General features: G+C 73.7%; 13 protein-coding genes. 7 read left to right on the top strand and 6 right to left on the bottom strand.

Going from position 1 to position 12,378, the window contains the following annotated elements:
- Positions 1-391 precede the first annotated feature (391 nt).
- Positions 392-1,549: a hypothetical protein gene (locus tag ACF053_RS20035; RefSeq protein ID WP_391955111.1), complete on the bottom strand. Its 1,158-nt coding sequence runs from the start codon at positions 1,547-1,549 to the stop codon at positions 392-394.
- A gap of 107 nt (positions 1,550-1,656) precedes the next feature.
- Positions 1,657-2,157: an ATP-binding protein gene (locus tag ACF053_RS20040; protein WP_391955112.1), complete on the bottom strand. Its 501-nt coding sequence runs from the start codon at positions 2,155-2,157 to the stop codon at positions 1,657-1,659.
- Between the two features lie 155 nt (positions 2,158-2,312).
- Here ACF053_RS20040 and ACF053_RS20045 point away from each other — a divergent pair, with 155 nt between their 5' ends.
- From ACF053_RS20045 to ACF053_RS20065, 5 genes are all read left to right on the top strand, one after another.
- Positions 2,313-3,191, top strand: a complete 879-nt coding sequence (locus ACF053_RS20045; protein ID WP_391955113.1) for a helix-turn-helix domain-containing protein — start codon at positions 2,313-2,315, stop codon at positions 3,189-3,191.
- Positions 3,188-3,397: a DUF397 domain-containing protein gene (locus ACF053_RS20050; protein WP_391955114.1), complete on the top strand. Its 210-nt coding sequence runs from the start codon at positions 3,188-3,190 to the stop codon at positions 3,395-3,397. Before ACF053_RS20045 ends, ACF053_RS20050 begins: the two co-directional genes overlap by 4 nt.
- Before the next feature lie 75 nt (positions 3,398-3,472).
- Positions 3,473-4,063, top strand: coding sequence for a PH domain-containing protein (locus ACF053_RS20055; protein WP_391955115.1), 591 nt, complete (start codon positions 3,473-3,475; stop codon positions 4,061-4,063).
- 65 nt (positions 4,064-4,128) lie between these two features.
- Positions 4,129-4,701: a GNAT family N-acetyltransferase gene (locus ACF053_RS20060; RefSeq protein ID WP_391955116.1), complete on the top strand. Its 573-nt coding sequence runs from the start codon at positions 4,129-4,131 to the stop codon at positions 4,699-4,701.
- 143 nt (positions 4,702-4,844) lie between these two features.
- On the top strand, positions 4,845-5,357 hold the full coding sequence (locus ACF053_RS20065; RefSeq protein WP_391955146.1) for a mycothiol transferase: 513 nt from the start codon (positions 4,845-4,847) through the stop codon (positions 5,355-5,357).
- A gap of 68 nt (positions 5,358-5,425) precedes the next feature.
- Here the strand turns inward: ACF053_RS20065 and ACF053_RS20070 are convergent, their stop codons facing one another.
- The 3 genes from ACF053_RS20070 to ACF053_RS20080 form a co-directional block, all read right to left on the bottom strand.
- Positions 5,426-7,084, bottom strand: a complete 1,659-nt coding sequence (locus ACF053_RS20070) for a phospho-sugar mutase (RefSeq protein ID WP_391955147.1) — start codon at positions 7,082-7,084, stop codon at positions 5,426-5,428.
- A gap of 157 nt (positions 7,085-7,241) precedes the next feature.
- Positions 7,242-8,066, bottom strand: a complete 825-nt coding sequence (locus ACF053_RS20075) for a purine-nucleoside phosphorylase (protein ID WP_058941467.1) — start codon at positions 8,064-8,066, stop codon at positions 7,242-7,244.
- A 102-nt stretch (positions 8,067-8,168) separates the two neighbouring features.
- Complete coding sequence (locus ACF053_RS20080) at positions 8,169-8,606, bottom strand: gamma-glutamylcyclotransferase (RefSeq protein ID WP_058941468.1); 438 nt, start codon at positions 8,604-8,606, stop codon at positions 8,169-8,171.
- Between the two features lie 216 nt (positions 8,607-8,822).
- Between ACF053_RS20080 and ACF053_RS20085 the strand changes: the two genes are divergently transcribed.
- Together ACF053_RS20085 and ACF053_RS20090 are read left to right on the top strand one after the other, a co-directional pair.
- Positions 8,823-10,262, top strand: coding sequence for an NAD(P)H-quinone dehydrogenase (locus tag ACF053_RS20085; RefSeq protein ID WP_391955148.1), 1,440 nt, complete (start codon positions 8,823-8,825; stop codon positions 10,260-10,262).
- Between the two features lie 168 nt (positions 10,263-10,430).
- A complete protein-coding gene (locus ACF053_RS20090; RefSeq protein WP_391955117.1) occupies positions 10,431-11,387 on the top strand; it encodes a DeoR/GlpR family DNA-binding transcription regulator in 957 nt (318 codons plus the stop codon).
- Between the two features lie 323 nt (positions 11,388-11,710).
- Here ACF053_RS20090 and ACF053_RS20095 read toward each other — a convergent pair whose 3' ends face one another.
- On the bottom strand, positions 11,711-12,274 hold the full coding sequence (locus ACF053_RS20095; protein ID WP_391955118.1) for a TetR/AcrR family transcriptional regulator: 564 nt from the start codon (positions 12,272-12,274) through the stop codon (positions 11,711-11,713).
- Between the last annotated feature and the right edge of the window lie 104 nt (positions 12,275-12,378).

Raw genomic sequence — 12,378 nt, forward strand, 5'->3', positions numbered from 1 at the left:
GCGGCGATGTGTGAGGCGGGTCACCTGGGGTGGTGGTGCGGTGCGGCCGGGTGCGGTGCGGTGTCGCGCGGTGCGGCGCGTGGGGTCGGTGGGGTCGGTGGGGGCAGGTGGTGTGCGGCGGCTGCGGCGACGCGTAGGGCGCCCGAGGTCGGTGGGTGGGGTCGGGGCCGCGGTGGGTCACCTCCTCGGGGTCGGCGGCCTCGGGTGCCACGGAAGTGAACCGGCAATCGCCGCCAACCCCTGCGGGGGCAACCCACCACGGCCCCGCCTCCGGCCGTCGGTGACCGGGGCGACCGCCGGGCTGAACGTGACGAGCCGGGCCGCTGGTGCGGAGTGCGGCCGCCTCCGTGGCGGCGTGATCAGAGACCGGGCATCGGCGCCTTTCTGCCGGTCAGAACAGGGCGATGTACCTCTGGTGGGTGTGGCTGTCGAGGATTTCGCGCAGCCATGGGCTGCGGACGGCCGGCAGCCGGGCCAAGGTGTGGTGGAACGTTCGGCGGTCGATCCGGAAAAGGTGGGGAGGGCGCGGCGGGTGCGAGTCGTCGAAGTCCGGCCGCCAGCCGCTGCCGCCGCCCAGGCGGCGGCCGACCGGCTCGCGGAGGACGTCGTCGGGTACGCCGCCTGATGCGGGAACGGGTGGGGGCGGTGGGGGGAAGGCCATCCACAACCACACCCCGAACGGCAGCGGCACCGGGTATGCCGATGCGGTCGGGCCGCCGGGGGTCCAGGCCTGCCCCGTCTGCGGATGGACCGGTACGAGGAAGATGTCGACGCCCGCCTCCGGGGCGGGCAGTCCTGGTCCGGTCAGGGTGGCGCGCCGCTTCTGCCGTCCCCCGGGCAGGAGCGCGTCGAGGGCGCGCTGGAACACCTCCTCGGCCAGGCCGTTCGGAACGGTCACCGGTTGCCCTCCGGAGGCCGCGAGGAGGTGGGCGAGCGCCCGGCCGGCTGCCGCCTCCCACCGCGGGCTCCATGTCCAGTGGTGGCTCGACCCGAGACGTGACGCCCACGTGGCGACCGGCTCGAACGGGGGTGTGCTCCGCCCGTCCTCCACCAGCTCCTCCCATGAGAGGGGTTCGGTGTCGACACCGTCGAGGGGAAGGCGCTGTACGGCGTTCGGGGCCAGCCACACCGCCTGCCAGAGCGAACAGTCGTCCACCCTGGTCGCCACGAGCAGGCCGCACGCCTCGCAGGCCGTGTTGGGGCCGCCGGTCCCGTCCAGGCCGCAGCAGGCGCCACCGCGCTCCTCCGGAACCAGGCGAACGCCGCGGACGTCTCCCGGGGCGATCGCGATCGCGCCGGGCGCGCCGTCGGAGAGGGCGTGGACCGGTGCGTAGACACCGCGGACGGCTGCCTCATCCGGATGGATGTGCTCCCACTTGCGCCACGGCGGCCCCCAAGGCTCCGGGTCGACGGCGAAGGTCCCGGTCTCCATGAGCACCGGAAGCTGGGCGCCGTTCCCGTAGACCTGATGGGCGTGAACCGGAAGGGACACCTGGGACACCGGAGTGGTCAACTCGGCGCCGCACCCCGCACACACGAAAACGAACAACGAACCTCCGTCTGGGAAACAGAGGCATCCTCGCAGCCTGGTGGCGGCCCGCCAACCGGCCTTTCCGACCAACGGCGGCGGGCGGAGTGCGCCCCTGTCTCCGCGGGTCAGGGTGTCCGGTCGGGGCTCGTCCTTCGCCGCGCCAGGTCGGTGGCCGGCCCCCGAGCCTGGTTCCGGTTCGGTGTGAGGTCCAGTTCGGCCCATACCGTCTTGCGGGGGGTGGGGCCTTCCGTGACTCCCCACCGGTCCGCCAGCGCCGCGACGATCAGCAGCCCGCGTCCGCTCTCGCTGTCGGTCGGGGGCGTCTGCGGAGTGGGCAGCCGCTCGGGGCGGGTGTCCGTCGCCTCGATGCGCAGGACGCGGCCGTGCGTCGTGAGGCGGAGGGCGAGGAGGAAGGCCCGGCCCGGCACCCGGCCGTGGACGGCGGCGTTCGCCGCGAGCTCGGCGACCACGTGCAGGGCGTCATCGGCCACCGGGCGGGTGGTGCCGCCACCGCGTAGCCATACGGCGGCCAGGTCCCGCGCGAGCCGCGCGCCCGCTCGGGACGGGTGGAGCTGCACGGTGAAAACCTCCTGCTGGGCAAGGGGTTGAGGGGTGTTGTGGCTCATGTCGCAGATCCTGAGGGTGGCCATTCCGTGGCCGCCAGTGATCCGTCGCATGCGTACAGTCACTGTCTGGAGCTTGTCGGCTCGTGTCCGGTCTGTCCGGAGGGGCGCGTGGGCAACGAGTGCACGACTGGGGCGGTACGCGGGAGGTGGCGCGGTTGACGGCGGAAGTGAGTGGCGCGGAGCGGCTCAAGGGAGACGCGGACGAGCCGGGCTGGGAGGTGGACCCGGACGACGAATCGGGTGCCGCGGTCGTTGCGACCGTGGGGCGCCAGCTCAAGCTGCGCCGGGAGGCCGCCGGCCTGAGGGCGGTGGAGCTCGGGGACCTCATCGGGTACGGCGAGGACCTGGTCTACAAGGTGGAGGCGGGCAAGCGGATCCCCCGGCCGGAGTATCTGGACAAGGTCGACAGGGTCCTGAAGGCGGACGGGTTGATCGCCGCGATGAAGAAGGACGTGGAGGAGGTCCGGTACCCGAAGAAGGTGCGGGATTTGGCGAAGCTGGAGGCGCGCGCCGTCGAGATCGCGGTGTACGCGGCGCACGGCATCCATGGCCTGTTGCAGACGGAGGGGCACGCTCGTGTGCTGCTGGAGACGCGACAGCCGCCGTACTCGCGGGACGAGGTGGAGCGGGGTGTGGCGGCTCGTATGGTGAGGCGCGCCGTCTTCGATCGATCGCCCACGCCGTCCCTCAGCTTCGTCCAGGAAGAGTCGGCGCTGCGGCGACCGATCGGAGGCAGAATGGAGTGGCGTCGACAACTCGAACGCCTGCTGGAAGTGGGGCAGTTGCGCAACGTCTCACTACAGGTGATGCCTACCGGCGTCGAGACCCATCCCGGCTTGGGCGGCGGGATCGAGGTGATGAAGTTCGGTGACGGCAAGGCGGTCGGGCGCTCCGATGGCGCGTTCAACGGTCGCGCGGTCTCGGACCCGAGGCAGCTCAGGATCCTCGAACTGCGCTATGGCATGATCCGGGCGCAGGCTCTTACCCCGCGGGAATCACTGGCCTTCATCAAGCAAGTGCTGGGAGAGACATGATCCGTAAGACCTCTGCCGAGGGCGGCTCGTCGCTGGAGTGGTTCAAGAGCAGCTACAGCAGCAGTGGCAACGATGCCGACTGCGTCGAGGTCGCGATGTCCCCCGCCGTCGTCCACGTGCGCGACTCCAAGAACGTCGACGGCTCTCGCCTCGCGGTCGGCCCGGCGGCGTTCGCCACCTTCGTCGCCTACGCGTCGCGCAGCTGATCGTTCCGCCGCCGAGGGGGGCGCCGGGGACCCGGTGCGTGGGGTTCTCGGGGGGTGTGAGGCAGAATCTGCCGCATGACGAGCCCTGAGCAGCCCGGTACGTCGGGTACACCTTCGCAGACCCCCTACGCGGAGCGGGTCTACCGGTCGCCGCTGGCCATGGTGGGCGGAGTGCTGCTGCTCGGCATCGGTCTGTGGATGGGCGGCGACGCCCTGGTGCGGGGCGAGGGGATGACGCGCTGGGTCGCGCTCGCGGCGCTGCTGGCCGGTGTGCCGCTCGTGGTGGCGTTCACCTTCCGGCCCGCCGTGTACGCGAACGACGACCGGCTGCTGGTCCGCAACCCGTTCCGCTCGATCGTCGTGCCCTGGGCCGCGGTCGAGGCGTTGCGGGCGACGTACTCGACCGAGGTCGTGACGCGCGGCGGGGAGAAGTACCAGCTGTGGGCCGTGCCCGTCTCGATGCGGCAGCGGAAGCTGGCCGTCCGTACCGGGGGCAAGGTGCTGGTCGGCGCCGAGAGCACCCTCAGCGAGCTGCGGCAGCTGGCCGAGCAGAACGCCGTGCGGCCGTCGGCGAAGGGGGAGCCGCAGGTCCGCTGGGCCTACGAGCTGATCGCCCCCGCCGCCGTCGGCTTCGTCGCCCTGGTCGTGGCGCTCGCGCTGCGCTAGGGGTGTCCGGCCGGTCGCCGCACGCCCCCTCGTCGTCCTTGCAGGGTCCCGCCGGAGGCTTCCCGATGATCACGTGGCGTCGGCTCACCGAGCAGGACTTCCCGCTGCTGCGCTCCTGGTTGGAGCAGCCGCACGTGGCCCGGTGGTGGAACCACGAGACCTCGGTCGAGGCGGTGTCACGGGACTTCGGCCCCGCCGCCAGGGGCGAGGAACCCTCGGAGGACCTGCTCGCCCACCTCGACGGCCGCCCGATCGGCCTGGTCCAGCGTTGCCGCCTGTCCGACTACCCCGCGTACTGGGCCGAGATCGCCACCCTGGTCGAGCCGCCTGCCGGCGCCGTGACCATCGACTACCTGATCGGTGAGCCGCGGGACGTCGGCCGGGGGCTCGGCCCGCGGATGATCCGGTCGGCCGTCCGGGCGATCTGGGAGGACCACCCCGACGCCCCCTGCGTCCTGGTGCCGGTGTCGGTGGCCAACCGGGCGTCCTGGCGGGCGCTGGAGAAGGCCGGACTGCGGCGGGTCGCCGAGGGGGACCTGGAGCCGGACAACCCGGTCGACGACCGCGCCCACTACCTCTACCGCGTCGACCGCCCGGCGGAGCCCGAGCCGACGGCGGCGGGGCCGCGGCGGACGTAGGCGCCTGCGCCGCGGTGCGCGGCGACGGCCCCGGCGCTTCCGGGCGGGCGGGAAATGCGGTGGCGGACCCGGCGACCGGCCGACACCATGCCCGTGTGAACGAGCAACCCGAGCGATGGACCCAGGCCACCGTCCACCCCGACATGTGGACAGATCCGGACGACGACCCCCGTGACAAGGAGGGTGCCGGTCCGGACGGCGAGCTCCCGACGCTGGAGGACTTCCTGACGGGGTACCGCATGACCCTGCGGATGAAGTGCGAGGGCCTGGACGCGGAGCAGCTGGCCCGGCGGTCGGTGCCGCCGTCGACGATGTCGCTGCTCGGCCTGGTCCGGCACCTCGCCGAGGTGGAGCGGGACTGGCGCAACTGGATCAGTGACGGCGACCCCCTGCCGAAGCTCTACGGCCGGCGTGACGCGGACTTCGACGGCGCCGTCGCCGAGCAGGCCGTGGTCGACGCCGCGTACGCCGACCTGGAGCGCGAGCAGGCCGCGACCGACGCCGCGCTGGCCGCGTACGCGGACCTGGGCGAGCGTGTCGGCGAGGAGCGGATCGCGGTCCGGGAGCTGCTGGTGCACCGGATCGAGGAGTACGCCCGGCACTGCGGGCACGCCGACCTGCTGCGCGAGTGCGTCGACGGGAGGGTCGGTCAGTGACGGCGGCCGCGTAGGCGTACGGCCCCGTCGCTCCCGGGGGAGCGGCGGGGCCGTCGGGGTGAGGCGCGTCAGATGCCGGCTGCCGCGGCGAGGTCCTGCTTGATCGCGGCCAGGACGCCGGACGCCCGGGTGCGGGCCTCCGGGAGGGCGGCGGCGTCGGCCACGGGGACGACGACCTCCAGGTAGCACTTCAGCTTCGGCTCGGTGCCGCTCGGGCGGACGATGACCCGCGCCCGGTACTCGCCCTCCAGGTAGTACCGCAGCCCGTCGGTGGGCGGCAGCGCCTCCGAGCCGTGCGTGAGGTCCTCGGCGCGCGCGACCGTCAGCCCGGCCAGCGACGTCGGCGGGGCCTCGCGCAGGCGGCGCATCGCGTCGGCGATCACCGTCAGGTCCTGGACGCGGACCGACAGCTGGTCGGTGGCGTGCAGGCCGTGGGCGACGGCCAGGTCGTCCAGCAGGTCGGTGAGGGTCCGGCCGCGCTCCTTCAGCTCCGAGGCCAGCTCCGTGACGGCCAGCGCCGCCGTGATGCCGTCCTTGTCGCGGACGCCCTCCGGGTCGACGCAGTAGCCGAGGGCCTCCTCGTAGCCGTACCGCAGACCCTCCACGCGGGCGATCCACTTGAAGCCCGTCAGGGTCTCCTCGTGGCCCACGCCGGCCGCCGCGGCGATCCGGCCCAGCAACGACGACGACACGATCGACTCCGCGAACACGCCCTTCACGCCCTTGTCGACCAGGTGCGCCGCCAGCAGCGCGCCCACCTCGTCGCCGCGCAGCATCCGCCAGCCGCCCGCCACCGAGTCGTCGGGTACGGCCACGGCGCAGCGGTCGGCGTCGGGGTCGTTGGCGATGACGAGGTCGGGCCGGGCCTCGCGGGCCGTCGCGAACGCCAGGTCCATGGCGCCCGGCTCCTCCGGGTTGGGGAAGGCGACCGTCGGGAAGGCCGGGTCCGGTTCCGCCTGCGCCTCGACGAGCACCGGCGCGGGGAAGCCCGCGCGGGCGAACGCCGCCAGGAGGACGTCCTTGCCGACGCCGTGCATGGCCGTGTAGACCACCCGCGCCGAGCGGGCGGTGCCCGGGGTGAGGACCTTGTCGGTGCGCTCCAGGTACGCGTCGAGCACCTCGTCGCCGAGGACGTCCCAGCCGCTCTCCGCGCGCGCGACGTCCGCCAGCGACCGGACGTCGGCGATGCGCGCCGCGATCCCGGCGTCCGCCGGGGGGACGATCTGCGAGCCGTCGCCCAGGTAGACCTTGTAGCCGTTGTCGCGCGGCGGGTTGTGGCTGGCGGTCACCTCGACGCCGGCGACCGCGCCGAGGTGCCTTATGGCGTACGCGAGGACCGGCGTCGGCAGGGGGCGGGGCAGGAGCGCGGCGCGCAGCCCCGCGCCGACCATCACGGCGGCCGTGTCCCGGGCGAAGTCGGCGGACTTGTACCGGGCGTCGTAGCCGATGACCACGAGCCCGCCGGCCTGTCCCTGGTCCTTCAGGTAGGCGGCCAGGCCGGCCGCGGCGCGGATGACCACCGAGCGGTTCATCCGCATGGGGCCCGCGCCCAGCTCGCCGCGCAGCCCGGCCGTACCGAACTGCAGCGTGCCGGCGAAGCGGCCGGCGAGCTCGTCCAGGTCGCGGTCGGCGAGGAGCCGCGCGAGCTCGTCGCGGGTCTCGGCGTCCGGGTCCTCGGCCAGCCACGCCTCGGCCTGCGCGATGAGGTCCGGCTGGTCGGGACGCAGGTTCTGCTGCACGGGGTCTGCCTCTCTGCTGAAGTCGTACGCGTCGCGTCGTCGGGGGTGTGGGTCCGTTACCCGGTGCCGGTCGGGCGCAGACCCCCTCCGTCACGGCCGGGGCCGCCCCTCAGGGGGTGCGCCGGGCCCGGCCCCGGGTCCTGGGTCAGATGCGCTCCAGGACGCGGGTGAGCAGCTCGCCCATCCGCGCGGCCGAGTCGCGGCCGGCCTGGAGGACCTCCTCGTGGTTCAGCGGCTCACCCGAAAGGCCCGCGGCCAGGTTGGTGACGAGGGAGATGCCGAGGACCTCGGCGCCCGCCTCGCGGGCCGCGATGGCCTCCAGGACGGTCGACATGCCGACCAGGTCGCCGCCGAGCACGCGGACCATGTTGATCTCGGCCGGGGTCTCGTAGTGCGGGCCGGGGAACTGGACGTAGACGCCCTCCTCCAGGGTGGGGTCCACCTCCTTGCACAGGGCGCGCAGGCGCGGCGAGTACAGGTCCGTCAGGTCGACGAAGTTGGCGCCGACGATCGGGGAGGCCGCGGTGAGGTTCAGGTGGTCGCTGATCAGGACCGGCTGGCCGGGGCGCATGCCCTCGCGCAGACCGCCGCAGCCGTTGGTCAGGACGACGGTCTTGCAGCCGGCGGCGACGGCCGTGCGCACGCCGTGGGCGACGGAGGCGACGCCGCGGCCCTCGTAGAAGTGCGTGCGGCCCAGGAAGACCAGGGCGCGCTTGTCACCGATGCGGTACGAGCGGATCTTGCCGCCGTGGCCCTCGACGGCCGGCGGGGGGAAGCCCGGCAGCTCGGTGACGGGGTACTCGGCCTCGGGGGCGCCGAGGGCGTCGGCGGCCGGGGCCCAGCCGGAGCCCATCACGAGGGCGACGTCGTGGGTCTCGGCACCCGTCAGCTCGCGCAGGCGCGCGGCGGCGGCCTCGGCGGCGGCGTGGGGGTCGTCCTGGCGGTGGTCCGGGGTAACAGTTGCGTTCACGCGGACGAGGGTAACCCGTCTGGGCCTACGCGCGTAGATGACAGGGCCTACGGTGTTCGTTTCGTTGTCTTGTCGCTTCCGACGAACCGGTCGGCCGCCCGGTCAGCAGGGGCGTTTGCGCAGTTCCATGACGTAGTCGTGGGGCGCGCCGGCGGACTCGGCGGCGTCGGCGATCTCCCCGAGGTAGCGGGCGGAGGGCAGCCCGCCCTCGTACCCGTTCAGGACGTACACCCACGCGGGCTCCTCGCCGTCGAGGGTGTGCACCCGCAGGCGCATGCGCCGGTAGATGTCGAGCCCGACGCCCTCCCAGCGGTCCATCGAGTCCTCGTCCATCGGGGCGATGTCGTAGAGGGCGACGAAGACCTGCGAGCGCGGGGCCTCCACGATGGTGGCGAGCGCCCCCTCCCACCCCATCTGCTCGCCGCCGAAGGTCAGCCGCCAGCCGTTCAGCCAGCCCGTGCCGCGCAGCGGGGAGTGCGGTGCGCGGCGGGTCATCAGCCGCGCGTCGAGGTTGCCGGCGTACGCGGCGTAGAGCGACATGGGATCGAGGGTACGGGAGGGGCGGGGGTGGGCGCGGTCCCGCGTGCGCCGAAGGTGGCCCCGGGGCCGGGCGCGCCCGCCCGGTGCGGGAGAATGAAGCCGGATCGAACAGTGCGGGACAATGACGTACGTACTCCCTTCCCATGAGGACGACCCCGACCCCTCGGCCAACCGGACGGCGGGGTCGCCGTGACGAGAGCGCGAGGCGTGACCCCTGTGACCCGGATCGTGATCATCGGTGGCGGACCCGGCGGATACGAGGCGGCCCTGGTGGGCGCCCAGCTCGGCGCGGAGGTGACCGTCGTCGACACCGACGGCCTCGGCGGAGCGTCCGTCCTGACCGACTGCGTCCCTTCGAAGACGCTCATCGCGACGGCCGAGGTCATGACGACCTTCGACTCGTCCTACGAGGAGCTGGGGATCATCGTCGCCGACGACACCCCGCACAAGGAGCAGGCCGCCCGTGTGGTCGGCGTGGACCTCGGCAAGGTCAACCGCCGAGTGAAGCGGCTCGCCCTGGCGCAGTCGCACGACATCACCGCCTCCGTCACCCGCGCCGGCGCCCGGGTGATGCGCGGCCGCGGCCGCCTCGACGGGCCGCAGGACCTCGGCGGGTCGCGCCGCGTGGTCGTCACGGCCGCCGACGGCACGGAGGAGACCCTCACCGCCGACGCCGTGCTGATCGCGACCGGCGGCCACCCGCGCGAGATCCCCGACGCCCAGCCCGACGGCGAGCGCATCCTCAACTGGACGCAGGTCTACGACCTGGACGAGCTGCCCGAGGAGCTGATCGTGGTCGGCTCCGGCGTGACCGGCGCCGAGTTCGCGGGCGCGTACCAGGCGCTCGGCTCCCGCGTCACGCTCGTCTCGTCCCGCGACCGGGTGCTGCCCGGCGAGGACCCGGACGCGGCGGCGGTCCTGGAGGACGTCTTCCGGCGCCGCGGCATGAACGTCATGGCCCGCTCGCGCGCCCAGTCCGCCAAGCGCGTCGGCGACCGGGTGGAGGTCACCCTCGCCGACGGGCGCGTCATCTCCGGCACGCACTGCCTCATGGCGGTCGGCGCCATCCCGAACACGGCCGGCATGGGCCTGGAGGAGGCGGGCGTCCGGCTCCGCGACTCGGGCCACATCCTGACCGACAAGGTGTCCCGTACGTCCGCGCCCGGCGTGTACGCGGCGGGTGACGTGACGGGCGTGTTCGCCCTCGCGTCCGTCGCCGCCCAGCAGGGCCGCATCGCGATGTACCACTTCCTCGGCGAGACGGTCGCGCCGCTGAACCTGAAGACCGTCTCGTCGAACGTCTTCACCGACCCCGAGATCGCCACGGTCGGTTACACCCAGGCCGACGTCGACGCCGGCAAGATCGACGCCCGGGCCGTCAAGCTGCCGCTGCTGCGCAACCCGCGCGCCAAGATGCAGGGCATCCGGGACGGCTTCGTGAAGATCTTCTGCCGCCCGGGCACCGGCATCGTCGTCGGCGGCTGCGTCGTGGCGCCGCGGGCGAGCGAGCTGATCCACCCCATCTCGATCGCGGTCGACAACAACCTGACGGTCGAGCAGATCGCGAACGCGTTCACCGTGTACCCGTCGCTGTCGGGGTCGATCGCGGAAGTGGCACGACAGTTGCACACCCGGAAGACGACCGCGGAGGCGTGAGCCGGGGGACAACCCCCGGCAACTCCCGGCAAGTCGGGACACCGAGCGGTCAGGGTACGCACACGGACGGGACCGCCCATAGCACTCGGCGGCCCCGTCTGTTCGCAACTTCTCGGATTCGGTGCATACGGCTGCAAACTCTCGGGCGCTGGGGTTACTGTCAGTTTCGTGTTCGCTGCAGAACGTCGCCAGTTGATCCTTGAAATGGTGCGTGCCAACGGGGCGGTCTCGCTCCGGGAGCTCGCCCGCGTCGTCCAGACCTCCGAAGTGACCGTACGGCGGGACGTGCGGGCGCTCGAGGCCGAAGGACTCCTCGACCGCCGGCACGGCGGTGCGGTGCTGCCGGGCGGTTTCACGCGTGAGTCCGGCTTCCCGCAGAAATCCCACCTCGCGACCGCGGAGAAGACGGCCATCGCCGACGTCGCCGCGGGCCTCGTCCAGGAGGGCGAGGCGATCGTCGTCGGAGCCGGTACGACGACGCAGGAGCTGGCCCGCCGCCTCGCCCGCGTCCCCGGGCTGACCGTCGTGACCAACTCGCTGTTGGTCGCCCAGGCGCTGGCGCACGCCAACCGCGTCGAGGTCGTCATGACCGGCGGCACGCTGCGCGGCTCCAACTACGCCCTGGTCGGCAGCGGCGCGGAACAGTCCCTCCAGGGGCTGCGGGTGTCGCGGGCCTTCCTGTCGGGCTCCGGGCTCACCGCCGAGCGCGGCCTGTCCACCTCCAACATGCTGTCGGCGAGCGTCGACCGGGCGCTGGTCCAGGCGGCCGCGGAGGTCGTCGTCCTCGCCGACCACACCAAGCTCGGCACGGACACGATGTTCCAGACCGTGCCGACGGACGTCATCACCCGGCTCGTCACGGACGAGCCGCCCGGCCACGACGACCGGGCCGCGATGGAACTCCAGGCCCTCGCCGACCAGGGCGTCCACATCACCGTCGCCGGCTCGGGTCCCGGCGCGGCGGGCGCCGAAGCCGCCCCGCGGGGACGCCAGCCCCGGCGCGGGGACGTGCCCCTCCCGGGCCAGCGCGGCAGCCGCCACCCCGGCCAGCTCCGCAGCGCCTCCCTGACGGGCGACAGCCCCCAGGACCGCCAGCCCCGCGTCGCGGACCTGCGCCGCCGCTGAGCCGTCCGGGTCAGGCGCGGCGGCGCGGGGGCGAGGCGCGGTCCGGGCGGCGGGACGGCTCGGGCGTACGGGCGGGCCCGGGTCGTACGGAAGGCCCGGGGCCCTACGGAGGGCCCTTGGGAGGCCCACCGCGGCGCCTCGCCGTGGTGCCGCTCGTCGACGAGCGTCCGCTGCGCCACGGGTCCCCGGGAGTGGAGATGCACCTGGGTCCGGAGTCGTCGGCGGTGCGCGGGGGCCGGGTGTCTCGTACGGGGTGCCGGCCGCGGGCGCGGCGGTCGTGGACCCGCCGGGGGTACGGCTCCCGGGCCGTCACGGCGGCCCGGTCAGGGCGTGAGGCCCCGTAGGGTCAGGGTCAGGAGGCGGTCCGCGAGGTCCGGGTCCGCCGGGGCCTGCTCCGCCGCCAGGGCGATCGCGTTCGTCAGCTGCATCAGGTCGCCGATCGAGACGTCCCGCCGTACCGCGCCCGCCTCCTGCGCGCGGACCAGGAGGCGCGCGCCCGCCTCCCGCAGCGGCACGCTGCACCCCGACAGCGCCGAGCCAGGGTCGGACGACACCGCCAGCAGCGCCCGCGCCAGGCCCCGGTACTCGCCCGCGTGGGTGACGATCGCGCGCAGCCACGCCACCAGCGCCGTACACGGCTCGTCCGCCTCCGCCAGCTCGCGCGACCGGGCGAGCAGGGCCGTCACGGCGTCCTGGAACACCGCGTTCATCAGGGCGTGGCGGTTCGGGAAGTGGCGGTACAGCGTGCCGATGCCGACGCCCGCCCGCCGCGCGATGTCCTCCAGCGCCGCGTCCGTGCCGTGTTCCGCGAAGGCCGCGCGCGCCACGTCCAGCAGGCGCTCGTGGTTGCGGCGGGCGTCGGCGCGCATCGGCCGGGTCGTCGTCATCGCGGGTCCTCCCTCGTCCCTCAAGGATGCCATCGCGCCCATGAGTGAGGGCCCGCCGGTCACACCGGCGGGCCCTCACCCCGTCTCACCGCGGGCGGCGGGAC

The organism is Streptomyces kanasensis, from assembly GCF_043077165.1.
Classification (GTDB): domain Bacteria; phylum Actinomycetota; class Actinomycetes; order Streptomycetales; family Streptomycetaceae; genus Streptomyces; species Streptomyces changanensis.

What these genes read in the sequence shown, in the direction of transcription:
- ACF053_RS20040 (WP_391955112.1), bottom strand. Translation starts at nt 2,157, where the DNA reads ATGAGCCACAACACCCCTCAACCCCTTGCCCAGCAGGAGGTTTTCACC.
- ACF053_RS20050 (WP_391955114.1), top strand. Translation starts at nt 3,188, where the DNA reads ATGATCCGTAAGACCTCTGCCGAGGGCGGCTCGTCGCTGGAGTGGTTC.
- ACF053_RS20055 (WP_391955115.1), top strand. Translation starts at nt 3,473, where the DNA reads ATGACGAGCCCTGAGCAGCCCGGTACGTCGGGTACACCTTCGCAGACC.
- ACF053_RS20060 (WP_391955116.1), top strand. Translation starts at nt 4,129, where the DNA reads ATGATCACGTGGCGTCGGCTCACCGAGCAGGACTTCCCGCTGCTGCGC.
- ACF053_RS20065 (WP_391955146.1), top strand. Translation starts at nt 4,845, where the DNA reads ATGTGGACAGATCCGGACGACGACCCCCGTGACAAGGAGGGTGCCGGT.
- ACF053_RS20080 (WP_058941468.1), bottom strand. Translation starts at nt 8,606, where the DNA reads ATGTCGCTCTACGCCGCGTACGCCGGCAACCTCGACGCGCGGCTGATG.
- ACF053_RS20095 (WP_391955118.1), bottom strand. Translation starts at nt 12,274, where the DNA reads ATGACGACGACCCGGCCGATGCGCGCCGACGCCCGCCGCAACCACGAG.